Genomic DNA, 23,574 nt, shown 5'->3' on the forward strand with positions numbered 1-23,574 from the left:
GACACTGAAGGATCTTGTCCATGACCATTCGCAAACGTATTGCCGCGGACGATCAGCAACTTGCCGACCTGTGGGAACGTTCCGTCCGCGCCACCCACGACTTTCTTCCGGAAGACGACATTCACCGGCTGTTCCCGCTGGTGCGTGACGCCTACCTGCCCGCGCTGGAGGTCTGGGTCTTCGAGAACCCCGATAACTCTCCGGCAGGCTTCATCGCCACCGACGACGACACCGTGCAAATGCTATTCATCGACCCGGCCCGGCGTGGCCAGGGCATCGGCCGACGCTTGCTCGACCATGTCCGCCGCCCGTTGCTGAAGGTCGACGTCAACGAACAGAATCCCCAGGCCCACGGTTTCTATCTGCACTACGGCTTCGAGGACATCGGCCGCTCGGAACTCGACGGTGAAGGCCGGCCCTTTCCGGTTGTGCACATGCGCCTGAAAAGCCTGTGATCCTCGCTCTATACTCAGCCCGCCATTTCACTGAAAGGACACTGCCCATGTCGATGAAAAAACTGTTCACCGCCGGCGCCCTGCTGGCTTCGCTGGTCGTCACCTCCCAGGCGTTTGCCCATGCTCACCTGAAAAGTGAAACGCCTGCCGCCGACAGCACCGTCGCCGCGCCTGCGGATTTGCGCCTGGTGTTTTCCGAAGGCGTCGAAGCCAGCTTCACCAAAGTCACCGTGACCCACGACGGCGCGCCGGTGAAGATCAAGCCGCTGACCACCGAAGGCGACAAGAAAACCCTGATCGTCACCCCTGAAGCACCGTTGACCGCTGGCGCATACAAAGTCGAATGGCACGCGGTGTCGGTCGATACGCACAAGAGCGAAGGCGCCTATCAGTTCAAGGTTGGCCAGTAATTCATGAGCGACGCGCTGGTGCTGTGCCGGTTCCTGCATTTCATCGTGGTGTTGATGCTGTTCGGGGCCTGGCTGTTCCGGCCGCTGCTGCTCAAGGATGAGGCGCCGGCGCTGGATCGGCAGCTGGCGCGGCTGGCCCGCTGGTTGACGGCGATTGCGCTGGCCAACGGCGTCGCCTGGGCGTTGCTGATCACCGCGAGCATGGCCGGCTCGGCTGCAGCGGCGTTCGACCCGGACACCGTCGAGCTGGTGCTGGGCCATACGTTTTTCGGTCAGGTGTGGCGCTGGCATCTGCTGATCAATGCCCTGTTGCTGGCGTTGCTGTTTACGCCCTGGCGTTCGAGCCAGCCATTGCGGCTGGGCCTGAGTGCGTTGCTGCTGATGACCCTCGCACCGGTCGGCCACGGGGCGATGCTCGACGGATTCAGCGGCCAGATGCTGATCCTCAATCAGGTCGTTCACCTGACCTGCGTCGGCGCCTGGCTCGGTGGGTTGTTGATGCTGGTGATGATCCTGCGCCAGTCCGGCGAAACGGTGCGCTACGTCTTGCAGCGATTCAGCGGGGTCGGCTACGTACTGGTTGCCGGTTTGCTGATCACCGGAATGATCAACGTGCGCGTTCTAACCGGCCAATGGTGGCCGACGCCGTTGTTCTCGGGATTCGCCCTGATCCTGCTGATCAAGGCTTTGCTGGTGCTCGGGATGCTGGGGCTGGCGCTGTTCAATCGCTTGCGCATCCGTGATTGCGAACAGCGCGTCGACACCCTCAAACGCAGTGTGATGCTGGAGTGGCTGTTGGGGATCGGCGCGGTGGCGGCGGTTTCCGTGCTCGGCACCCTGCCGCCAATGATTGCCGCCTGACGTCAGTGTTTCTGAGTATCACCCTTCGCCGTATCGATGCTGACCACCACCGACATCCCCGGCCGCAAGCGTTCGATTTCCTGTTGGTCCGGATCGATGGTCACCCGCACCGGCACCCGCTGGGCGATTTTCACGAAGTTGCCGGTGGCGTTGTCGGCCTGCAATAACGCGAACTCCGAACCGGTGCCGGGCGAGATGTGCTGAACGTGGCCGGTGAATTTGCGGTGGTTCAGCGCATCGACGGTGAAGCTCACCGGTTGCCCGACCCGCACGTTGTCCATCTGGGTCTCTTTCATGTTGGCGATCACCCACTTCTGGTCCGGCACCAGCGCCATCAGTTGCGCCCCGGAATTGACGTAGGCACCGAGGCGCACGCCAATCTGCCCGAGCTGGCCGTCACGCGGGGCGATGATGCGGGTGTTGGACAGATCGATCCGCGCCAGTTGCACCGCCGCCTCGGCACTGGCCACTGCAGCCTCCAGCGAGCCACGATTGACGATCACCGTTTGCAGATCCTGCCGGGCGATTTCCAGATTGGCCTTGGCCTGAGCTACCGCCGCGATGCTTTGCGCGTTGGCAGCCAGCGCCACGTCCATCTCGCGTTTGGACACCGAGCCGTCATTGACCAGCGCGGTGTTGCGGCGCAGGTCCGCCTCGCTTTTGCGCAACTGCGCCTCGCTGTCAGCCACCACCGCCTGCCGCAACTTGATCGTCGCTTCGGCGCTGTTGCGCTGCTGCACGACGTTGGCCAGTGAGGCTTTCTGCACCGCCAGTTGCGCCAGCGACTGATCGAGACGCTGCTGATAAATCCGGTCATCGAGACGCACCAGCAAATCCCCGGCCTTCACGAACTGAAAATCCTGCACCGGCACTTCATAGACATAACCGCTGAGTTGCGGGCCGATGATCGTCACCTGACCGCGCACGAGGGCGTTTTCTGTGGTTTCGACCGCACTGCTGAACGGCGGCAACTGCCACGCATACAGCACGATCAGCACACCGACGATGGCAATCGCGGCAAAACCCAGCGACGAGATGATCCGCACCCGCAACGAGCGCGGCTCGGTGTTCGGCGATGACGGCGGCGCTACACCTTCAGGGGTGGCAGCGATGGCATTGGTGGTCGTGGTGGTCGGTTCGGTCATGAAGAAGTGGCACCGCTGGAAGGTACGGAAGGTGTCGGGGCGACGGCTTTGGTGGTGCTGATCAGCCATAGCGCACGGATGGAAATCCAGATCATGGTGAGGATCGCGATTACCGCGATCAGCATGAACACATCGTTATAGGCCAACACGTTGGCTTCGCGGGTGGCGGCGTTGGCCAGACTGCGAATGCCTTGCAGGTTGCGCAGGCTCGGGTCAGCTATCAGGGAGCCGACCGCCGAACCGCCGCTCTGCACTCGGGCGGCCACCAACGGGTCGGACAGCACCAGCTGCTCGACGATATGGCTGGAATGGAATTTCTCGCGCACGATCTGGAACGTCCCCAGCAACGCCGCGCCGATCAGGCCACCGAGGTTGTTGCAGATCCCGAACAGCACGGAAAAGCTCACCAGATTGCGCGGATTGGTCAGCACGTTGCGCGTGCCGAGAACCATGGTCGGCCCGAGGAAAAAGGTGCTGCCAAACGCCAGCAGAAACTGACTGAAATAGAGGTTTTCGGGGCGGGTCAGGTTGTTCGAGGAACTGTCGATGATCGAACCGGTGGCCATCAACGCCAGCGAAACGATCAGCGGCATCAGCAGGTGTTTCGGGTCGATGGTCAGCGCACTGGTCAGCAGCCCGGCGACGCTGCCGATCAGCATCACCACGTACAGGCTGTGCAACTGCTGGCTGCTCATGTTCAGGTTTTGCATGAAGCCGACAGCGCCGGTGGATTGCTCCGAGGTCACCATGCGAATCAGGATCACCGCCAGCGCCAGACGGATCATCACTCCGCTGCCGAGCCAGCGGGTCATCAGCATCGGGTTGCTGCGGTTGTGCTCGATGGCCAGCCCCGCGAGGATCAGGGCAATCGATGCGGCGAGGGCAATGCCGATCCATCGCGCCTCCAGCCACCAGTCAATCCGGCCCAGGGACAGCACCGCACACAACAGCGCCACTCCGGTGGCGAGGATGGCGAAAGTCAGGAAGTCGAGGGGCTCGAAAGTCTTGAAGCGGTCACCCGGCGGCAGCTTGAGCATCAGTACGCAGCCCAGCGACAGCAGCGTCATGCCCAATTCGAACAGGTACAGGCCGCGCCATTCGGCGATCTGCAAAAGGTCTTCGGAAAACAACCGCGCCAGCGGCAAGGCCAGTTGCGAAGTGCCCAGCCCCAGCACCAACGCCTTCATCCGCCACTTGGCCGGGAACGCCTGCACCATGTAATACAGGCCCAGCGAACTCAGCGCCGCGCCGACCATGCCGTGGGCTGCTCGCACGGCAACCGCCGAATTCAGGTCATTGACGAACAGATGGCCGAAGGTCACCAGCGCATACAGCACCAGAAACACCTCGGTGAATGCCCGCAAGCCGAACTGCTGGCGAAACTTCACCAGCAGCAGGTTCATCGACACGTTGGTCATCACATACGCCGCCGGCAGCCAGGCCATCTCCGCCGTGGTCGCCCCGAGCGCACCTTGCAGATAAGGCAGGTTGGCGACCACCAGCGAGTTGCCCAATCCGCCGGTCAACGCCACCAGCAACCCGACCAGCGCATACGCCAGGCGCTTGGGGTTGGAGTGCAACGGCGTCGAGGGGGATCCGGGCAGACTGGGCTTCTCGTGAGGCTGCCAGTTGCGCGGGGCGTATCGATCCATGGAAAGGCCTTGTACGGTGATGGCTTGAGTGTGCCGCAAAACGGCAGCCAAACACATATCCCTGTGGGAGCTTGCTCCCACAAGTCAGTGGTGGATTCGTAAATTTTGTTTAAAGGTCATCTCGCCCGCAGCGGATTTTTCCCAAGCGTAGCGGATGCCAACCTTGCCGCACTTCTCAACCTGCAAGGTGCCCGTTATGACCACTTCCCGCTGGCAACGCTCCCCACGTCTGCTGAAAAACCTGCTGGCCGCCGCCCTGTTGCTGCCCGCCCTCGCCTTCGCCCAGGAACGCCCGTGGCCGGATGGCTCGCAACTGGTGATTTCGGTGTCGATGCAATTCGAAACCGGTGGCCAGCCCGAGGGCGCGGAAAGTCCGTTCTCCGGCACACCGCTGCCCAAAGGTTATCCGGACTTGCCGGCGCAGACCTGGTTCGATTACGGCTACAAGGAAGGCCTGTGGCGCATGCTCGATCTGTGGGATCGCACCGGCATCAAGGTCACTTCCCACGTGGTCGGTGAGGCGGCGCTCAAGCACCCAGAACTGGCCAGGGCGATAGCCGAGCGCGGCCATGAACTGGCGGCCCACGGCATGCGCTGGGCCGATTCGTACAACATGAACTACGCCCAGGAAAAACAGTTCATCGGCGACGGCGTCGCGGCGGTAGAGAAAATCACCGGCCAGCGCTCGGTGGGCTACAACGCCAACTGGCTGCGGCGCAGTCCCAATACGCTGAAGGTGCTGCAGGACCTGAACTTCACCTACCACATCGACGATGTCAGCCGCGATGAGCCCTTCGTGACCATGGTTCGCGGGCGCAAATTCGCCGTGGTGCCCTACACCCTGCGCAACAACGACATCGTGCTGGTCGAGGGCCGGCACTTCTCCGCCGAGCAGTTTTATCAGCAGCTGGTGCTGGAATTCGATCGCCTCTACGCCGAAGGCGCGAGCAAGCGGCGGATGATGTCGGTGAGTCTGCACGACCGCATCGGCGGCACGCCGGCGATGGTCGAGGCGATGGAGCGTTTTATCCGCTATGCGCAATCGCATCCGAAGGTGACGTTCATGCGCAAGGATCAGATTGCCCAGGTGGTGCTGACCGAGAAAAACCCGCTGATCGACAACACCGAGGCGGCGTACAACCAGTGACAAAAAAATCGCAGCCCAGGCTGCGATTTTTTTCTGCATGACCACTCACGCCCGCAGCAGCATATAAGCCGCAACCACCAGGCACACACTGGCGAATCCCACCTGCAATGTCCTCGCCGGTACTCGCGCGCAAAGTTTGCGCCCGATGATCATGCCGACAATGCTGGCCACGATAAACGCCGCGCCCAAATGATCGATCCGCACCCCGGCATGGAACGCACCGATCACGCCAATGGCGGAAATCAGGCTGATCACCATCAGGGACGTGGCGACGATGCCGCGCATCTGCACATCGGTCAGTTGCTTGAAGGCCGGCACGATCAGGAACCCGCCGCCAACCCCCAACAACCCGGACACCACACCGGTAACCGCGCCCAGCGCCGCGAGGGTTGCGGTGCATTTGGCGGTCCAGTCGAACCGGCCGGTCTGTTCATTGAGCATGCAGTTTTTCTGGCCCCAACTGGCGTGGCCATGATCGCTAGGTCCCTCTTGCTGGCGTTCGCGACGCAGCATGCGCCAGGCCACCATCACCATCAGCAGGCTGAAGAGGATCATCAAGACCTTTTCCGGCAACTGGTGCGCGAAGTAGATGCCCAGCGGCGAAAACACCGCCCCGAGCGCCGCGATCAACAGCGCCGCGCGGTAGCGCACCAGTCCATGACGCAAACCGTCGATGGCCCCGACCGCCGCCGCACTGCCAACCGCGAACAACGCCACCGGCGCCGCTTGCGTCATCGTCCAGCTCAGCCCGAGCACCAGCGCCGGCACCGCGAGAATCCCGCCACCGGCCCCGGTCAGCCCGAGGATCAATCCCATCACCACGCCAAACAGACTTGCCAGCAACATAGGGAGTTCTCAGTCGACTTTGGACAGACTCGTCAGCCACTCGCGGCCCTTGAGCATGCCGTTCCAGTAGAACCACGGCAGCAGGGATGCCTTCAGCCACCACGCAGAACGCCGTGGCACGGTCGGATCGAGGGGAAAGGTCGGCAGCAACTTACCGCCATAGCCGAACTCGGCAAGGATCACCTTGCCCTTCTCCACCGTCAGCGGGCAGGAACCGTAGCCGTCGTACTTCAGTGGCAACGCCAGAGACTGGCGCTGGGCCAGCAGGTTCTCGGCAACCACCACGACCTGCTTGCGCACGGCGGCAGCGGTTTTCGCGTTGGTGGTGTTGCAGATATCGCCGAGCGCAAACACCTCGGGATAACGCGGATGTTGCAGGCTGTGCGGGTTGACCTCGCACCAGCCGGCGGCGTCGGCCAGCGGACTTTGCGCGATGAAGTCCGGGGAAACCTGTGGCGGCACGACGTGCAGCAGATCGAAGGTCTTGGCCACCTGAGTGACGTTGCCGTCGGCATCCTTGACCTCGAACCAGGCGGTTTTCGCCGGGCCGTCGACCTTCACAAGATTGGCATTGAACGCCAGGCGGGCGTTGTATTTTTCGATGTACTTCATCAGCGGCGGCACGAACGTCGCCACGCCGAACAACGCCGCGCCGGCCAGATTGAATTCAACCTCGACTTTGTTCAATACGCCGTTCTTGAGCCAGTGATCGCAGGACAGGTACAGCGCCTTCTGCGGCGCGCCGGCGCATTTGATCGGCATTGCCGGCTGGGTGAACAGCGCCTTGCCGCCGCGCAACTTCTGCACCTGATCCCAGGTGTACTGCGCATGCTGGTAGCTGTAATTGGAGGTGACGCCGTGCTGGCCGAGGTTTTCCTGCAAGCCTTCGATTTTCTCCCAGGCCAGACGCAGGCCGGGGCAGACAATCAGATTCTGGTAGCTGACAGTCCGTTGATCGTTGAGGGTGAGCTGGCGGTTGTCGGGATCGATGGCCGTCACTGCCGCTTGAATCCAGGTGGCCTGGCGCGGCATCACCTTGTTCATCGGTCGGGCGGTATCTTTGGCGTCGTAGGCACCACCGCCGACCAGCGTCCACGCCGGTTGGTAGTAATGCTGGGCACTCGGCTCGATCACCGTAACTTTCAGGTGCGGATCACGCTTGAGCAGACTGGCGACAAAACCGATGCCGGCGGTGCCGCCGCCCATGACCACGATGTCTGCACTGATGGATGGGCCCCAGTGTTGATCGTTCATTGCTTGTTCCTTATTGCTGCACGCAAGGATAGCCGGGTCTATTGCGCCCAGCTTTTGAGCACGGCTCCGCAGTAGAGTCCGGACAGGGTTTTCATCACCTGGATGACTTCATGACTGGCGAGGCCGTAAAAAATGTACTTGCCTTCACGTCGGGTCGCGACCAGCCCTTCATCGCGCAGGATGCCCAACTGTTGGGACAGGGTCGGCTGGCGCACGCCGGTCATTTTCTCCAGCTCGCCGACATTGCGTTCGCCCTGGGTCAACTGGCACAGGATCAGCAGCCGGTCCTCATTGGCCAGGGCCTTGAGCAGCGAACAGGCCTTGGAGGCCGAAGCCCGCAGTTGGGCGACTTCACATTCGGTCAGACTGGATTGCATTTGCAGGATGCCTTCAACGTCACTTAAGCTGCGGACATTATGTGTTTACATAAAGTGTTGCAACCCTGACTTTCCACCTTCCTGCACAGGACCCTGTCCATGCCCGCGCTGATTGAAGCTTTCCTCGACCCCGCCTCCTCGACCTACAGCTACGTGGTCTACGAGGCCGATGGCGGACAGTGCGCAATCGTCGATCCGGTGCTCGACTACGACGCTGCCGCCGGCCGCACCTGCACGGCCCAGGCAGACAAAATCATTGCCTTCGTTCGCACCCACCGTCTGCAAGTGCAGTGGCTGCTGGAAACCCACGCCCACGCCGATCACCTGTCCGCCGCACCCTACCTGCGCCGCGAGCTGGGCGGCAAGATCGCCATCGGCGAATCGATCAGCAAAGTGCAGAACGTGTTCAAGGCGCTGTTCAACCTCGAGCCGGAATTTCGTGTCGACGGCTCGCAGTTCGATCACCTGTTCGCACCGAACGAGTCCTTCCTGATCGGCAACCTCAAGGCCACCGCCCTGCACGTCCCCGGCCACACACCGGCGGACATGGCCTACCTGATCGACGGCGAGCAGATCCTGGTCGGCGACACGCTGTTCATGCCCGACGTCGGCACCGCCCGCTGCGATTTCCCTGGCGGCAACGCCCATCAACTGTTCCATTCAATCCATAAACTGCTGGCCTTCCCTGCCAGCGTGAAGCTCTATGTCTGCCACGACTACCCGCCGCAAGGTCGCGCCTCACAGTGCCAGACCACCGTCGGCGAACAACGCAAAAGCAATATCCATGTGCATGACGGCATCGACGAAAACGCTTTTGTCGAGATGCGCACCAAACGTGATGCCGGGTTGGGAATGCCGACCCTGCTGCTGCCGGCGATCCAGGTCAATGTGCGGGCCGGGAATCTGCCGCCGGCGGAAGGCAATGGCGTGACGTACCTGAAGATTCCAATCAATGCGCTATAAGAAAAAACTGCACAGGGCGTGATGGAGGAAGCTTTTCCCACATCACGCGTCGATAGCCATGAACTGGTTTAATTCTGGCCAGCAGGCAGACTTCATTGGGCAATCAACCAATGGAGTTTTGGCAATATGGATATTCGCCGCAACCACCGGGATCTGTCCCGGGATGAGAAATCCGCCTTCATCGACGCGGTCCTCAGGCTGAAAAACAACGTCGACAGCGTGCTGCGGCCCGGCCAGCAGAGCCGTTACGATGACTTTGTCCAGATCCACAAGAATTCGATGGGACGGGGCAACCCGCTTGTCCCCAATCCGCACGGCAGTCCCCTGTTCTTTCCCTGGCACCGGATTCTGATCCGCCAGTTCGAGCTGGCCCTGCAAGCCGCCGTCAATAATCCCGGTATCACCTTGCCCTACTGGAACTGGCAACTCAGTGGTGCCGACAACCCGTTCACCTCCGACTTCATGGGGGGAAATGGCGACAACACGCTGGAGCAGCGCGTCACCACCGGCCCGTTTTCCCGGGAGCATTCTCAATTTGAAGTGGCGGTATGGGACGAGGCGCCGGGAAACACGGGCCTGCTTCGAAACCTGGGGGCAGAAGGTGCCTTGCCGTCGGAAGACGCCGTCATCTCTGCCCTCAACCGGACGCCCTACTGGCTGGAGCCGGCGGGTTGGGAAAACGTGGCGGAAAGAGAGTTGCACAACCCGGTTCACGCCTGGGTGGGCGGCAACATGCTGCACGCGGCCTCCCCGAACGATCCGGTCTTCTTCCTGCATCACTGCTACATGGATCTGCTGTGGGAACGCTGGAAGCATCAACATCCGCGCCTCCCGGCATTTACGTCCAGTGAAGGCGATCCCGCTGCGATGAATGAAACTGCGCTGGTCTTCCACCCGGAGAATGAACCCGCGCCCTGGGCACAAACATTCACCGTTGGGCAGGCAATCCATACGACGGAGTTGAATTATCGATATGACCGCCTGTAACCCGCCAGCGATCAGTTGCCGAGGGTCAGACCGTTCGCCGGCAACGGCAAAGCGGTCTTGTAGCGCACCTGCTTGAGCGCAAAGCTTGAACGGATGTTGGCCACGCCCGGCACTTTGGTCAGGAAGTCCATCATGAAGCGCTCAAGGGACTGGATGGTCGGCACCAGCACCCGGATCAGATAGTCCGGGTCGCCGGCCATCAGGTAGCACTCCATGACTTCCGGGCGGTCGGAAATCGCTTCTTCGAAATGCTGCAGCGCTTCCTCCACCTGCTTCTCCAGGCTGACGTGAATGAACACGTTTACGTGCAGCCCGAGCAGGTCGGCATCCAGCAGGGTCACCTGCTCGCGGATCAGCCCCAGTTCTTCCATCGCCTTGACCCGGTTGAAGCACGGTGTCGGCGACAGATTGACCGAACGGGCCAGGTCGGCGTTGGTGATGCGCGCATTCTCCTGAAGGCTGTTGAGAATGCCGATGTCGGTACGGTCCAGTTTGCGCATGAGACAAAACCACCTGTTTTTTATGTTTATGCAGATTTTCTATCTGCAAATGATCTCCAGCGCAACGAAACAGAGAGAAATATTCTTCTTGCCCGGGCCTATGATTGTTGTAGGACAAGATTTCTTTTATCGAAGAATGACTGCCAGCTCACTACAAGAAATTCACAAGATCGAGCGTAGAAGCCATGACCCAAGCGTACGAACCGCTGCGTCTGCACGTCCCTGAACCTTCGGGCCGCCCAGGCTGCAAAACCGACTTCTCCTACCTGCATCTGACCGATGCCGGCACGGTGCGCAAACCTTCCATCGACGTTGAACCCGCCGACACTGCCGACCTGGCCCGTGGCCTGATCCGCGTGCTCGACGACCAGGGCAATGCTCTCGGCCCATGGGCCGAAAACGTGCCGGTCGAGATCCTGCGCAAAGGCATGCGAGCCATGCTCAAGACCCGGATCTACGACAACCGCATGGTGGTCGCCCAGCGTCAGAAAAAAATGTCGTTCTACATGCAGAGCCTCGGCGAAGAAGCCATCGGCAGTGCCCAGGCCCTGGCCTTGAACACCGACGACATGTGCTTTCCCACCTACCGCCAGCAAAGCATCCTGATGGCCCGCGACGTACCGCTGGTCGACCTGATCTGCCAGTTGCTGTCCAACGAGCGCGATCCGCTCAAGGGTCGTCAGTTGCCGATCATGTACTCGGTCAAGGACGCCGGTTTCTTCACCATTTCCGGCAACCTCGCCACCCAGTTCATTCAGGGCGTGGGCTGGGGCATGGCTTCGGCGATCAAAGGCGACACCAAAATCGCCTCGGCCTGGATCGGCGACGGCGCCACCGCCGAATCGGACTTCCACACCGCCCTCACCTTCGCTCACGTCTACCGTGCGCCAGTGATCCTCAACGTCGTTAACAACCAGTGGGCGATCTCGACCTTCCAGGCCATCGCCGGTGGTGAAGCCACCACCTTCGCCGGACGCGGCGTCGGTTGCGGCATCGCTTCCCTGCGCGTCGACGGCAACGATTTCTACGCGGTCTACGCCGCCTCCGCCTGGGCTGCCGAACGCGCCCGCCGCGGCCTCGGTCCGACCATGATCGAGTGGGTCACCTACCGCGCCGGCCCGCACTCGACCTCCGATGACCCATCCAAATACCGTCCTGCCGATGACTGGAGCCACTTCCCGCTGGGCGACCCGATCGCCCGCCTGAAACAGCACCTGATCAAGGTTGGCCACTGGTCGGAAGAAGAGCACGCCGCCGTCAGCGCCGAGCTCGAAGCCGAAGTGATCGCCGCGCAGAAGCAGGCCGAACAGTACGGCACCCTCGCCGGCGGCCAGATTCCAAGCGCCGCGACCATGTTCGAAGACGTCTACAAAGAGATGCCGGAGCACTTGAAGCGCCAGCGTCAGCAGTTGGGGATCTGACATGAACGACCACAACAACAATATTCAGTTGGAAACCGCCATGACCACGACCACCATGACCATGATCCAGGCCCTGCGCTCGGCCATGGATGTGATGCTTGAGCGTGACGACAATGTGGTGGTGTTCGGCCAGGACGTCGGTTACTTCGGCGGCGTGTTCCGTTGCACCGAAGGCCTGCAGGCCAAGTACGGCACCTCGCGGGTGTTCGACGCACCGATCTCCGAAAGCGGCATCGTCGGGACTGCCGTGGGCATGGGCGCCTACGGTCTGCGCCCGGTGGTGGAGATCCAGTTCGCCGACTACGTCTACCCGGCCTACGACCAGATCATTTCCGAGGCGGCACGCCTGCGTTATCGCTCGGCCGGCGAATTCACCGCGCCGATGACCCTGCGCATGCCTTGCGGCGGCGGCATCTACGGTGGCCAGACCCACAGCCAGAGTATCGAAGCCCTGTTCACCCAGGTCTGCGGCCTGCGCACCGTCATGCCGTCCAACCCGTATGACGCCAAAGGCCTGCTGATCGCCTCCATCGAAAACGATGACCCGGTGATCTTCCTGGAGCCGAAACGCCTGTACAACGGCCCGTTCGACGGCCACCACGAACGCCCGGTAACCCCGTGGTCGAAACACCCGGCCGCACAAGTCCCGGACGGCTACTACACCGTGCCGCTGGATGTCGCTGCCATCGCCCGTCCGGGCAAGGACGTGACCGTGCTGACCTACGGCACCACCGTGTACGTCTCGCAAGTCGCGGCAGAAGAAAGCGGTGTGGACGCTGAAGTCATCGACCTGCGCAGCCTGTGGCCGCTGGACCTGGAAACCATCGTCAAATCCGTGAAGAAAACCGGCCGCTGCGTCGTGGTTCACGAAGCCACCCGCACCTGCGGTTTCGGCGCCGAACTGGTGTCGCTGGTGCAAGAGCATTGCTTCCATCACCTGGAAGCGCCGATCGAACGCGTCACCGGTTGGGACACCCCCTACCCGCACGCGCAGGAGTGGGCGTATTTCCCTGGGCCGTCCCGAGTGGGCGCGGCGCTGAAACGGGTCATGGAGGTCTGAATGGGCACGCACGTTATCAAGATGCCGGACATCGGCGAAGGCATCGCAGAAGTAGAACTCTCGCAGTGGCACGTCAAGGTCGGCGATCTGGTCGTTGAAGATCAGGTGCTGGCGGATGTGATGACCGACAAGGCGATGGTCGACATTCCCTCGCCGGTGCACGGCAAAGTAATTGCTCTAGGCGGTCAGCCGGGCGAAGTGATGGCGGTCGGCAGTATTCTGATCAGCATCGAAGTGGAAGGCGCTGGCAATCTGAAAGAGTCCGACAAACCGGCGCCTGTTGCAGCGAAAGAAACACCTGCCGCACCGAAAGTTGAAGCGGTTGTTGAAAGCAAACCCGCCGCGCCACGTACGGCTCCGGTTTGCCAGGGCCCGATGGTTGCCCGTGAAGCCAATGAGCGTCCGCTCGCCTCGCCGGCCGTGCGCAAACATGCGCTGGATCTGGGCATTCAGTTGCGTCTGGTGCGCGGCTCCGGCCCGGCCGGTCGCGTGTTGCACGAAGACCTCGAAGCCTACCTGGCGCAAGGTCAGTCGAACGCTTCGGCGCCGGTCGCCGCCGCGTACGCCCAGCGTCACGATGAAGAACAGATTCAGGTTATCGGCATGCGCCGCAAGATTGCCCAGCGCATGCAGGACGCCACTCAGCGTGCTGCGCACTTCAGTTATGTCGAGGAAATCGACGTCACCGCGATTGAAGAACTGCGTGCACACCTGAATGAAAAACACGGCGCCAGCCGTGGCAAGCTGACCTTGCTGCCGTTCCTGGTGCGTGCATTGGTCGTCGCCCTGCGCGACTTCCCGCAGATGAACGCCCGTTACGACGACGAAGCCCAGGTCATCACCCGCCTCGGCGCGGTGCATGTCGGCGTCGCTACCCAAAGCGATGTCGGCCTGATGGTGCCGGTGGTGCGTCACGCCGAAGCGCGCAGCCTGTGGGACAGCGCAGCGGAAATCTCCCGTCTGGCCACTGCCGCCCGCAATGGCAAGGCCAGCCGCGATGAGCTGTCCGGCTCGACCATCACCCTGACCAGCCTCGGCGCCCTTGGCGGCATCGTCAGCACCCCGGTGCTGAACCTGCCGGAAGTGGCCATCGTCGGCGTGAACAAAATCGTCGAACGCCCGATGGTCGTAAAAGGCCAGGTGGTGATCCGCAAGATGATGAACCTCTCCAGCTCCTTCGATCACCGCGTGGTCGACGGCATGGACGCGGCGCTCTTCATCCAGGCCATTCGTGGTCTGCTCGAACAACCCGCGACCCTGTTTGTGGAGTGATGGCATGCAAACTCTGAACACCACGCTGCTGATCATCGGCGGCGGCCCCGGCGGTTACGTGACGGCCATTCGGGCCGGGCAACTGGGCATTTCGACCATTCTGGTCGAGGGCGAATCGTTGGGCGGCACCTGCCTGAACATCGGCTGCATTCCGTCTAAAGCGCTGATCCATGTGGCCGAGCAGTTTCACCAGACTCAGCATCACAATCAGCATTCGGCACTGGGCATCAGCGTTTCCGCGCCGACCCTCGACATCAGCAAAAGCGTCGAGTGGAAGGACGGCATCGTCGATCGCCTGACCACTGGCGTCGCCGCGCTGCTGAAGAAAAACAAGGTTCAGGTCATCAACGGCTGGGCCAAGGTCATCGACGGCAAGACCGTAGAAGTCGGCGACACCCGCATCCAGTGCGAACATCTGGTACTGGCCACCGGTTCGAAAAGCGTCAACCTGCCGATCCTGCCGATTGGCGGGCCGATCATTTCGTCGACCGAAGCACTGGCGCCGAAGTCGGTGCCGAAACGCCTGATCGTGGTCGGCGGTGGTTACATCGGTCTGGAGCTGGGCATTGCCTATCGCAAGCTCGGCGCCGAGGTCAGTGTGGTTGAGGCGCAGGATCGCATCCTGCCGGCCTACGATGCCGAACTGACCCAACCGGTGCACGATGCGCTGAAGCAACTGGGCGTGAAGCTGTACCTGAAGCACAGCGTGCTGGGTTTCGACGGCACGTTGCAGGTGCGCGACCCGAACGGCGACACCCTGAACCTGGAAACCGATCAGGTGCTGGTGGCCGTCGGCCGCAAACCCAATACCCAGGGCTGGAACCTTGAAGCGCTGAATCTGGACATGAACGGCTCGGCGATCAAGATCGACAACCGCTGCCAGACCAGCATGCGCAACGTCTACGCCATCGGCGACCTGAGCGGCGAGCCGATGCTGGCCCACCGCGCCATGGCCCAGGGCGAGATGGTTGCCGAGCTGATCAGCGGCAAGAGCCGCGAATTCAACCCGACTGCCATCGCCGCCGTATGCTTCACCGACCCGGAGCTGGTCGTGGTCGGCAAGACGCCGGATGAAGCCAAGGCAACAGGACTGGACTGCATCGTGTCGAACTTCCCGTTCGCGGCCAATGGCCGGGCGATGACCCTGGAATCGAAAACCGGGTTCGTGCGGGTGGTCGCCCGTCGGGACAATCATGTGATTGTCGGCTGGCAGGCGGTGGGTGTCGGGGTCTCGGAGCTGTCGACCGCGTTCGCGCAAAGCCTGGAAATGGGTGCGCGACTGGAAGACATCGGCGGCACCATCCACGCGCACCCGACCCTGGGTGAAGCGGTGCAGGAAGCGGCGTTGCGTGCCCTCGGGCATGCGTTGCACCTGTAAAAACCCGACGCGGGGGAGTTTTTTCATAAGCAGGCTAATAAATCTGCTGCTCCCCCCATCGCCCGGGCTGCGAAACCGCTCAAGAATGAAGTATTGTTGTGCCCATCCAAAAAAACGTCAGAAGCCTTGAACCGTTTCGACGGTTGTTAAGTGATAGAGGGTGTCATGGGTAACGAAAGCATCAATTGGGACAAGCTGGGTTTTGACTACATCAAGACCGACAAACGCTATCTGTCGTACTTTCGCAACGGCGAGTGGGACAAAGGCACCCTGACCGAAGACAACGTGCTGCACATCAGCGAAGGCTCCACTGCCCTTCACTATGGCCAGCAATGCTTCGAAGGCCTGAAGGCCTATCGTTGCAAGGACGGCTCGATCAACCTGTTCCGTCCGGACCAGAACGCCGCCCGCATGCAGCGCAGCTGCGCCCGTCTGCTGATGCCGCATGTGTCCACCGAGCAATTCATCGAAGCGTGCAAGGAAGTGGTTCGCGCCAACGAGCGCTTCATCCCGCCTTACGGCACCGGCGGCGCGCTGTACCTGCGTCCGTTCGTGATCGGCGTGGGTGACAACATCGGCGTGCGTACCGCGCCGGAGTTCATCTTCTCGGTGTTCGCGATTCCGGTCGGCGCCTACTTCAAGGGCGGCCTGACCCCGCACAACTTCCAGATCTCCAGCTTCGACCGCGCCGCGCCACAAGGCACCGGTGCCGCCAAGGTCGGTGGCAACTACGCTGCCAGCCTGATGCCGGGTTCCCAGGCCAAGAAAGCGCACTTCGCTGACGCGATCTACCTGGATCCGCTGACCCACAAGAAGATCGAGGAAGTCGGTTCGGCCAACTTCTTCGGGATCACCCACGACAACAAGTTCGTGACCCCGAACTCGCCATCGGTACTGCCGGGCATCACCCGTCTGTCCCTGATCGAACTGGCCAAGTCCCGTCTGGGCCTGGAAGTGGTCGAAGGCGACGTGTTCATCGACAAGCTGTCGGACTTCAAAGAAGCCGGCGCCTGCGGTACCGCTGCGGTGATCACCCCGATCGGCGGTATCAGCTACAACGACCACCTGCACGTATTCCACAGTGAAACCGAAGTCGGCCCTGTGACCCAGAAGCTCTACAAAGAGCTGACCGGCGTACAGACCGGCGACGTCGAAGCGCCAGCGGGCTGGATCGTCAAGGTTTGATCTGACGCCCAGATGCACAAAAGCCCCCATCGAGAAATCGATGGGGGCTTTTTCATGGGGTCTGTTTTTGCAGCCACGTCAGAAATACCTGGGCCGAGGCAGATGCCTGCGGCGCCACGCCGTAGTAATAACGGGGCAGCGGCATTCGCAGATCGGGCAACGGGCAGACCAGTCGACCGCTCGACAGATGCGTGCCCAGCAACGTGGTCGGGCACAATGCGACGCCCTCGCCCGCCACGGCAGCCTCCATGACTCGATGCATGTAATCGAACTGATGAATCTCCTGGCTGGGACTCTGACTCTGGCCAAAACGCAGCGCCCAGTGGTGCCAGTCTTCGCGTCGGGCTCTGACCGTCAATAAGGTGTGCCGGCCCAGATCCGCAAGGTCCGCCAAGGGGATTCGCTCGATCAGCTCGGGCGCCGCCACCATCAGCAATTCATCTTCAAACAACGCGTGCGATTCGATGGTCGGTGCCCAGTCGTCACGGCCACGGCGGATGACGATGTCGAAGCTGTCTCGCGCAGGATCCGGAGAGCGGGTCTGGGTGATCACCTGCGGTTCGATGTCCGGGTGCTCTGCCATGAAATCATCCAGCCGAGGCATCAGCCACAACTGGGCAAAGGACGGTCGGGTGTTGATGGTCACTGTCGGCCGTGCGGCCTGCTGCCGCAACTCTGCAGCCGCATCGGCGATCTGCGCCAGACCGGCGCTGACCTGCTGATAAAAACGCTGGCCGGCAGGCGTCAACAATGATTGCCGGATGCGCCGCTCGAACAGCAACACACCCAAGTGTTCTTCAAGCAATTTGATGTGCCGGCTGACGGCACTGTGGCTCACGTGCAGTTCTTCGGCCGCCAGCGTGAAACTCTGGTGACGGGCGGCGACCGCAAAGGCACGAACCGCATTGAGCGGCGGGAGTAATTTGTTCATGGGTCTAATTTAGTCACGTATGCGTTGCATTTAAAGCGTTTGTCACACGTTCGTCGCCACGCCAATCTGCTCGCACGCCCAACCCCGCGCCCCGACGGAGCCAGACATGCACAGCTACGGACTCTTTGTACTCTTCGCCACCCTGACCATTTTGAGCCCCGGCCCGGGCGTGGTGCTGACCCTGTCCAACGCCGTGCGCCTGGGCTGGATCGGCGCAGTGCCGGGGATTCTGGGGATTGCCTCGGGAGCCTTCGTGGTTGCCGCCGTCAGTGCAACCAGTGTCGGCCTGATCCTCAGCGCCTCGGCGACGGCCTTTACTGTGCTGAAATACGCCGGCGCCGCGTACCTGTTGTATCTGGGTTTCAAGAGCTGGCGTTCGGATCGTTTCCGTACCCTGCAAGACGTCCGACCTTCCCGCCCGAGCTACCGCTTTCTGGAAGCCGCGTCCCTGCAGTTTCTCAATCCCAAAGCCATCTTCTTCTTTCTGGCGGTGTTCCCGCAGTTCATCGACACCGCACAGGCTTTCCTTCCGCAGTTCTTCAAACTGGTGGCTTCTTACGCCGTACTGGTGATTCTGGTGCACGGCAGTTATGCGCTGCTCGCCAATGCCGCCAAAGGCTGGCTCTCGAGCCCGAAAGGGTCCTGGCTGACGGCGAAAGTCTCGGGGGTGACCTTTGCCGGATTTGGACTGTTAATGGCTTCGGCGACGCGCTGAACGGACAGCGGATTCTCGACCTGTTTCAACGCAATGCGCTTTCCGCCACGCCCGGCGATGCCGCCAGCCTGCCCGTTCTGCTGCTTGCCCATGCGCGCCTGGGTAATCAATCCGGGGATCAATTCGCCCTCCGGCAGGTTCTTCCAGAAACGCATGGGCAAGTGCCCCTGCATGACCTTCTCGTTCAACCGCGCCGGGTTGAAGATGTGGCTGTAGTACGCCAGCCACAACTCGCCCTGCGGATCGTCGACGTTCTGCGCCAGTTGCTGCCATTCCAGCGGACACTGGCGCTGATGGATCAACTGTTCGCCATCGTAATAAACCCCGTCCCGCGGCGTAGCGATCAGCCAGCGATGGCGCCCCATGCGGCCGATGAAGTGTTCGCTGGCGCTGCGCAGGATGTCGTGGGCCGGTTCGTGCCACGCGACGTATTGCGGGCCCGGCAACTCTGGCGGACGCTCGATGAAACGCACGAATGCATGCAGATGATGGGCTTCGCGCTGCACCTGCTTGATCCGCCGCTGCAACTCGCTGCCCAGTTTGTCGCCGGCCATCATTGCCGTGCGATCGCCATGGCTGACTCGCCACAACACTTCATACAAAAGGCTCCAGCGCTGATCGCCACGATATCGCGACGCTTGTTCCAGAGTGTCGAGCAACGCACGCGGAATCCGCGCCTGAAACGGCCCCTGCCCTTCAGGCACCGACACATCACTGGCAAACAAATCACTCACCCCTTCCGACGCCCAGCTCACCAGGCTCGGATCGATTTCATGGCTGAGCAGCCAGCGGGCCTGTAGGCGCCAGGTGTCGAACAGGTCGTCGCAATCGAGATTGATCATCCCCACAACCCCATCTGCTGCGGCATCGGCCGGTCGCGCAACTGTTGATAGAGCATCTGGCTGGTGACTTCCGCCTGCTGCGGGTGATAGTCACTGGTGATGATGAATGGCTTGGCTTTGGCCAGTACGCAGCGCATGCGGGCCACATCTTCGTAGCGGATGCGCCGCTGCCGACGCAGCTCCACCAGACGCTCGGTTGTGCGAAGGCCAATGCCTGGAATGCGTGAAATCAACGCCGGCTCGGCGCGATTGAGATCCAGCGGAAACACCTCGCGATTCTGCAGCGCCCAAGCCAGTTTCGGATCGATGTCCAACGCCAGATTGCCCGGCCCCTGAAGCAATTCACCAGCGGTATAGCCATAACCGCGCAATAGAAAATCAGCCTGATACAAGCGGTGCTCGCGCATCAGCGGCGGCGCGGCCAGCGGCACGCTTTTCGGGCTGTCGGGAATCGGGCTGAACGCCGAGTAATACACCCGGCGCAGGCGAAAATTGCCGTACAAGGCCTGGGCACTGTGGAGGATGGTGCTATCGTCGGTGTCATCGGCGCCGACGATCATCTGCGTGCTCTGCCCGGCCGGGGCGAACTTCGGGGCGCGGGGTTCGTTGAGCACGGTCTGCACGCCGGTGTAGATGGTGTTCATCGCCTGTTTGATCGAGCCGATCTGCTTCTCCGGCGCCAGCGTCTGCAAACTGGCATCGGTGGGCAATTCGATGTTGACGCTCAAGCGGTTGGCATAACGCCCGGCTTCTTCGATCAGCGCCGGATCGGCTTCGGGAATGGTCTTGAGATGGATGTAGCCACGGAATTCATGTTCTTCACGCAACAGCTTCGCGACGCGCACCAGTTGCTCCATGGTGTAGTCCGCCGAACGAATGATCCCCGAGCTGAGGAACAATCCGCTGACACAATTGCGCCGGTAGAAATCCAGCGTGAGAGCCACCACTTCCTCTGGCGTGAAACGCGCACGGGGAACATCGCTGGAGCGTCGGTTGACGCAGTATTGGCAGTCGTAGAGACAGAAATTGGTCAGCAGCACCTTGAGCAGCGACACGCAACGCCCGTCCGGCGTGTAGCTGTGGCAGATGCCCATGCCATCCGTGGAACCCAGCCCGCTCTTGCCCTCGGAGCTGCGCTTGGGCGCGCCACTGCTGGCGCAGGAGGCGTCGTACTTGGCGGCGTCGGCGAGGATGCTGAGCTTGTCGATGAGTTGCATGGCATGGACCTTATACTGTTCGCATATACAGTATAGAGTCCGTCCACGGGCGACAAGGCGTAAAACGACCCTTCGTCGGTCGCGCTTACTGCACGCGGCTGGCGGGCGCGATGGCCGGGGATTTACGCACGGAGACAGGCTGCGTCATATCGGGCCATTTCACCCCGAACCGCGCCGTCATCTCCTTACGCCCCGCCGCCGTCAAAGTCAGCGCCCGGCTGTCCAGATCCTGCGCCACCCATTTGCGTTTCAACGCGGTCTGCAACAGCGCCGCTCCAAGCGATCCACCCAGATGCGGCCGGCGCATGCTCCAGTCCAGACACGGGCAGGCAAAACGTCGGCGCAAGGTCGAAAGATCCCTGACCTCGACTCCCAACCCTTCGAACAGCGCCTCTCCGCTCTCGCTCAAGCGATACGCCTGCTCATCGGTTTCGACCAGCCAGCCGCCCTCCAGCAACCGGTCATGCAGCAACACCGCCAGCGTCCCAGCCATGTGGTCGTAGCAGGTGCGGGCGAATTGCAGACGGTCCGGCGTATGCGGCTTGAAGGTCGGTGCGGGGTTCTGGCCGATCACCATCAGCGCTTCGAGCGCCTGGGCCACGCGCTTGTCGGCGAGGCTGTAATAACGGTGGCGGCCCTGCACGTGCAGGCGCACCAGCGCCAGGTCCTTGAGTTTGGCCAGGTGTGCGCTGGCGGTGGAGGCGCTGACGTCGGCGAGGGTCGCCAGCTCCGTGGCGGTGCGGGCGTGGCCGTCCATCAGCGAGCACAGCATTTTGGTTCGCGCCGGCTCCGCGATGGCCGCGGCCACTTGCGAGACGCCGATGTCTGGATGTTCTGCGTGCATATTTCGCTCCCGGACGAATCATCGCCCCCAAGGACTGGAGATAGTAGCAACACTTTCCCCACCGACAAGGTTGCGATCCATGGACCCGATCATCGCTGCGACTCACGCCGATCCCTACCCTTACTACGCCGAACTGCGCGCGGCGGACGGGCTGACCTTTCATCACGGACTAAAACTTTGGGTAGCCAGCAGTGCCCGAGCGGTTTGCGCGGTGTTGGCGCATCCGGATTGCCGGGTGCGTCCGGTGCAGGAGCCGGTGCCTAAAGCGATCGCTGATGGAATGGCAGGAAAAGTGTTTGGCCAGTTGATGCGCATGAATGATGGCGAAGCTCAGCGCTGCCCGCGTTCGGCCATTGAGCCACCGCTGGGGTTGATTGATCAGGGAAAAATCATGGCGCTGGTGTCCGCGCGGCTGATCACAAACGATGCCGACGGCCTATATAAGGCTATGTTTCGTGGGCCGGTGAGCGTGGTTGCCGCCCTGCTCGGCTTCACCCCCGCACAAGCGCGGACGATCAGTGAGCTGACCGCAGATTTTGCAGTGTGTCTTTCGCCACTGAGCAATGAACTGCAACTGGCGGCAGCCCATCGAGCGGCGGAGCAATTGCACGGTTACTTCATTGAATTACTGGCAGATCCGAACCCGTTTCTCGCCGACATTCAGCAACGCTTTTCAGGCGAAGAGGACGTGCTGATCGCTAACCTCATCGGTCTCTGCTCGCAGACCTTTGAAGCCACCGCCGGCCTGATCGGCAATGCGCTGGTGGCGTTGCAGCGTCAGCCTGAATTACGCGACACCGCAGTGGATTCGCTGCTCGCCGAAGTGCAGCGGTTCGATCCTTCGGTGCAGAACACCCGACGTTTTGTCGCGAACACCTGCGAAATCGACGGCGTCCGACTTGAAGCAGGCGACGAGATTCTGGTGTTGCTCGCCTCGGCCAATCGCGACCCGGAGCTGAACGAAAACCCGGATCAATTTCTGCCAGATCGCCCCAACCGCCGCAGCTTCACGTTCGGCAGCGGCCGGCATCAATGCCCGGGGCAAAGGTTGGCGCTGACCCTTGCCAGCGCCACCGTCAGTGAAATCCTCGCCCATGACATCGACCTGAGCCGGTTCACCTGGCACTACCGCCCTTCGCTGAACGGGCGAATTCCGCTGTTCAGCGAAGTACAGCCTTAAGCGCTGCGCAATTCGATGGTCAGGTGCGACAACTCATGCACCGGTGCCAGCCGCTCGCGAATCGCTTCTGCCGTGACGCCGGCAGCCGCCACCACGCTGACAATCGCCGCCCGCGCCTGCGGGCCGACCTGCCAGACGTGCAAATCGCTGATGCGCACGTCGTCGGAGGTTTCCAGCAGTTCGCGGATCTCCTCGGCCACCGGTTCATCGGTGGTGTCGAGCAGCACGGCGGCGCTGTCACGCATCAGGTTCCAGGCCCATTTGGCGATGACGATGGAACCGACGATGCCCATCACCGGATCCATCCACACCCAGCCCAGATAACGACCGGCCAGCAGCGCGGCAATCGCCAGCACCGACGTCAACGCGTCCGCCAATACGTGCACGTAGGCTGAACGCAGGTTGTTGTCGTGATGGTGGTGATGACCATGATCGTGGCTATGGCCGTGGTCATGATGCCCATGATGACCGGCCAGCAAAAACGCACTGAGCAGATTGACGCCCAGGCCGACCACGGCGATCAAGGTTGCCTCGCCGAACGCCACGCTGGTGGGCTCGAACAGACGGAAAACCGATTCCCCGGCAATGCCCAGCGACACCAGCCCCAGCACCATGGCCGAGGCAAAACCCGCCAGATCGCCGACCTTGCCGGTGCCGAAACTGTAACGGCGGTTGTTGGCATTGCGCCGGGCAAAACCATAGGCCGCCGCCGCGATGCCCAAGGCGCCGGCGTGGGTCGCCATGTGGAAACCGTCGGCCAGCAGCGCCATGGAGCCAGTGAGATAACCGGCGGCAATTTCGCCGATCATCATCACGAACGTCAGCGCCACCACCCACAAGGTGCGACGGGCGTTGTCGTCGTGGGATGCACCGAGGAACTGGTGATCGTGGGAAAAGTCGTCAGAGCGAGTCGTCAGATTCATGGTGTCGGT

General features: G+C 61.7%; 23 protein-coding genes and 1 pseudogene. 13 read left to right on the plus strand and 11 right to left on the minus strand.

Annotation, left to right across the window (positions count from 1 at the left end; translation table 11 throughout):
• Nucleotides 1-20: 20 nt before the first annotated feature.
• From AC07NR_RS21585 to copD, 3 genes are read left to right on the plus strand one after another with little or no spacing between them, the layout of a single operon-like run.
• Nucleotides 21-455 (plus strand): GNAT family N-acetyltransferase, encoded by a 435-nt coding sequence (locus tag AC07NR_RS21585; RefSeq protein WP_305833828.1) that lies wholly within the window; start codon nucleotides 21-23, stop codon nucleotides 453-455.
• Between the two features lie 47 nt (nucleotides 456-502).
• Nucleotides 503-865 carry a copper homeostasis periplasmic binding protein CopC gene (gene copC / locus AC07NR_RS21590; protein WP_423203761.1) on the plus strand — a complete coding sequence of 121 codons (363 nt, stop codon included), beginning with the start codon at nucleotides 503-505 and terminating at the stop codon, nucleotides 863-865.
• Nucleotides 866-868: 3 nt separating this feature from the next.
• A complete protein-coding gene (copD, locus tag AC07NR_RS21595) occupies nucleotides 869-1,726 on the plus strand; it encodes a copper homeostasis membrane protein CopD (protein ID WP_495079422.1) in 858 nt (285 codons plus the stop codon).
• Nucleotides 1,727-1,728: 2 nt separating this feature from the next.
• On the opposite strand, the gene AC07NR_RS21600 is transcribed toward copD, so the two are convergent.
• Nucleotides 1,729-2,871, minus strand: a complete 1,143-nt coding sequence (locus AC07NR_RS21600; RefSeq protein ID WP_495079423.1) for an HlyD family secretion protein — start codon at nucleotides 2,869-2,871, stop codon at nucleotides 1,729-1,731.
• Complete coding sequence (locus tag AC07NR_RS21605; RefSeq protein ID WP_495079424.1) at nucleotides 2,868-4,523, minus strand: MFS transporter; 1,656 nt, start codon at nucleotides 4,521-4,523, stop codon at nucleotides 2,868-2,870. Before AC07NR_RS21605 ends, AC07NR_RS21600 begins: the two co-directional genes overlap by 4 nt.
• Nucleotides 4,524-4,719: 196 nt before the next feature.
• Between AC07NR_RS21605 and AC07NR_RS21610 the strand changes: the two genes are divergently transcribed.
• On the plus strand, nucleotides 4,720-5,670 hold the full coding sequence (locus tag AC07NR_RS21610) for a polysaccharide deacetylase family protein (RefSeq protein ID WP_495079425.1): 951 nt from the start codon (nucleotides 4,720-4,722) through the stop codon (nucleotides 5,668-5,670).
• A gap of 45 nt (nucleotides 5,671-5,715) precedes the next feature.
• Here AC07NR_RS21610 and AC07NR_RS21615 read toward each other — a convergent pair whose 3' ends face one another.
• From AC07NR_RS21615 to AC07NR_RS21625, 3 genes are read right to left on the minus strand one after another with little or no spacing between them, the layout of a single operon-like run.
• Nucleotides 5,716-6,516, minus strand: coding sequence for a sulfite exporter TauE/SafE family protein (locus AC07NR_RS21615; protein ID WP_495079426.1), 801 nt, complete (start codon nucleotides 6,514-6,516; stop codon nucleotides 5,716-5,718).
• A 9-nt stretch (nucleotides 6,517-6,525) separates the two neighbouring features.
• Nucleotides 6,526-7,770, minus strand: coding sequence for an NAD(P)/FAD-dependent oxidoreductase (locus AC07NR_RS21620; protein WP_495079427.1), 1,245 nt, complete (start codon nucleotides 7,768-7,770; stop codon nucleotides 6,526-6,528).
• Between the two features lie 38 nt (nucleotides 7,771-7,808).
• Nucleotides 7,809-8,147, minus strand: a complete 339-nt coding sequence (locus tag AC07NR_RS21625; RefSeq protein WP_007952897.1) for an ArsR/SmtB family transcription factor — start codon at nucleotides 8,145-8,147, stop codon at nucleotides 7,809-7,811.
• A 99-nt stretch (nucleotides 8,148-8,246) separates the two neighbouring features.
• Between AC07NR_RS21625 and AC07NR_RS21630 the strand changes: the two genes are divergently transcribed.
• Entirely contained in the window at nucleotides 8,247-9,110 is an 864-nt protein-coding gene (locus AC07NR_RS21630) for an MBL fold metallo-hydrolase (RefSeq protein WP_495079428.1), read from the plus strand.
• A 126-nt stretch (nucleotides 9,111-9,236) separates the two neighbouring features.
• Nucleotides 9,237-10,097 (plus strand): tyrosinase family protein, encoded by an 861-nt coding sequence (locus tag AC07NR_RS21635; RefSeq protein WP_495079429.1) that lies wholly within the window; start codon nucleotides 9,237-9,239, stop codon nucleotides 10,095-10,097.
• An 11-nt stretch (nucleotides 10,098-10,108) separates the two neighbouring features.
• Here the strand turns inward: AC07NR_RS21635 and bkdR are convergent, their stop codons facing one another.
• A complete protein-coding gene (gene bkdR, locus AC07NR_RS21640) occupies nucleotides 10,109-10,597 on the minus strand; it encodes a Bkd operon transcriptional regulator BkdR (protein WP_007915088.1) in 489 nt (162 codons plus the stop codon).
• Nucleotides 10,598-10,782: 185 nt separating this feature from the next.
• Between bkdR and AC07NR_RS21645 the strand changes: the two genes are divergently transcribed.
• The 5 genes from AC07NR_RS21645 (at nucleotide 10,783) to AC07NR_RS21665 (ending at nucleotide 16,913) form a co-directional block, all read left to right on the plus strand.
• Nucleotides 10,783-12,018, plus strand: a complete 1,236-nt coding sequence (locus AC07NR_RS21645; RefSeq protein WP_114883893.1) for a 3-methyl-2-oxobutanoate dehydrogenase (2-methylpropanoyl-transferring) subunit alpha — start codon at nucleotides 10,783-10,785, stop codon at nucleotides 12,016-12,018.
• 1 nt (nucleotide 12,019) lies between these two features.
• The gene (locus AC07NR_RS21650) at nucleotides 12,020-13,078 is read left to right on the plus strand and encodes an alpha-ketoacid dehydrogenase subunit beta (RefSeq protein WP_085711528.1); all 1,059 of its coding nucleotides are present in this window, start codon (nucleotides 12,020-12,022) and stop codon (nucleotides 13,076-13,078) included.
• Nucleotides 13,079-14,350 (plus strand): dihydrolipoamide acetyltransferase family protein, encoded by a 1,272-nt coding sequence (locus AC07NR_RS21655; RefSeq protein WP_495079430.1) that lies wholly within the window; start codon nucleotides 13,079-13,081, stop codon nucleotides 14,348-14,350.
• Nucleotides 14,351-14,354: 4 nt separating this feature from the next.
• Nucleotides 14,355-15,728 (plus strand): dihydrolipoyl dehydrogenase, encoded by a 1,374-nt coding sequence (gene lpdA, locus AC07NR_RS21660; RefSeq protein ID WP_495079431.1) that lies wholly within the window; start codon nucleotides 14,355-14,357, stop codon nucleotides 15,726-15,728.
• A 165-nt stretch (nucleotides 15,729-15,893) separates the two neighbouring features.
• Nucleotides 15,894-16,913 (plus strand): branched-chain amino acid aminotransferase, encoded by a 1,020-nt coding sequence (locus AC07NR_RS21665; protein ID WP_085711531.1) that lies wholly within the window; start codon nucleotides 15,894-15,896, stop codon nucleotides 16,911-16,913.
• A gap of 52 nt (nucleotides 16,914-16,965) precedes the next feature.
• On the opposite strand, the gene AC07NR_RS21670 is transcribed toward AC07NR_RS21665, so the two are convergent.
• A complete protein-coding gene (locus tag AC07NR_RS21670; RefSeq protein WP_495079432.1) occupies nucleotides 16,966-17,844 on the minus strand; it encodes a LysR substrate-binding domain-containing protein in 879 nt (292 codons plus the stop codon).
• A 106-nt stretch (nucleotides 17,845-17,950) separates the two neighbouring features.
• On the opposite strand from AC07NR_RS21670, the gene AC07NR_RS21675 reads away from it, so the two are divergent.
• Nucleotides 17,951-18,559 (plus strand): LysE family translocator, encoded by a 609-nt coding sequence (locus AC07NR_RS21675; protein WP_495079433.1) that lies wholly within the window; start codon nucleotides 17,951-17,953, stop codon nucleotides 18,557-18,559.
• Nucleotides 18,560-18,582: 23 nt separating this feature from the next.
• On the opposite strand, the pseudogene AC07NR_RS21680 reads toward AC07NR_RS21675, so the two are convergent.
• The 3 genes and pseudogenes from AC07NR_RS21680 to AC07NR_RS21690 all read right to left on the minus strand — a co-directional run.
• A pseudogene (locus tag AC07NR_RS21680) lies at nucleotides 18,583-19,401 on the minus strand (TIGR03915 family putative DNA repair protein); the annotation flags it as partial.
• Nucleotides 19,398-20,618 (minus strand): putative DNA modification/repair radical SAM protein, encoded by a 1,221-nt coding sequence (locus tag AC07NR_RS21685; protein ID WP_495079434.1) that lies wholly within the window; start codon nucleotides 20,616-20,618, stop codon nucleotides 19,398-19,400. The gene AC07NR_RS21685 and the pseudogene AC07NR_RS21680, both read right to left, overlap by 4 nt.
• Before the next feature lie 85 nt (nucleotides 20,619-20,703).
• Entirely contained in the window at nucleotides 20,704-21,462 is a 759-nt protein-coding gene (locus AC07NR_RS21690) for an ArsR/SmtB family transcription factor (RefSeq protein WP_495079435.1), read from the minus strand.
• 79 nt (nucleotides 21,463-21,541) lie between these two features.
• Between AC07NR_RS21690 and AC07NR_RS21695 the strand changes: the two genes are divergently transcribed.
• Complete coding sequence (locus tag AC07NR_RS21695; RefSeq protein ID WP_495079436.1) at nucleotides 21,542-22,642, plus strand: cytochrome P450; 1,101 nt, start codon at nucleotides 21,542-21,544, stop codon at nucleotides 22,640-22,642.
• Here the strand turns inward: AC07NR_RS21695 and dmeF are convergent.
• The gene (gene dmeF / locus AC07NR_RS21700; RefSeq protein WP_119427132.1) at nucleotides 22,639-23,565 is read right to left on the minus strand and encodes a CDF family Co(II)/Ni(II) efflux transporter DmeF; all 927 of its coding nucleotides are present in this window, start codon (nucleotides 23,563-23,565) and stop codon (nucleotides 22,639-22,641) included. The genes AC07NR_RS21695 and dmeF overlap by 4 nt on opposite strands.
• Between the last annotated feature and the right edge of the window lie 9 nt (nucleotides 23,566-23,574).

The sequence above is a fragment of the Pseudomonas sp. GW821-FHT09C09 genome (assembly GCF_059418105.1).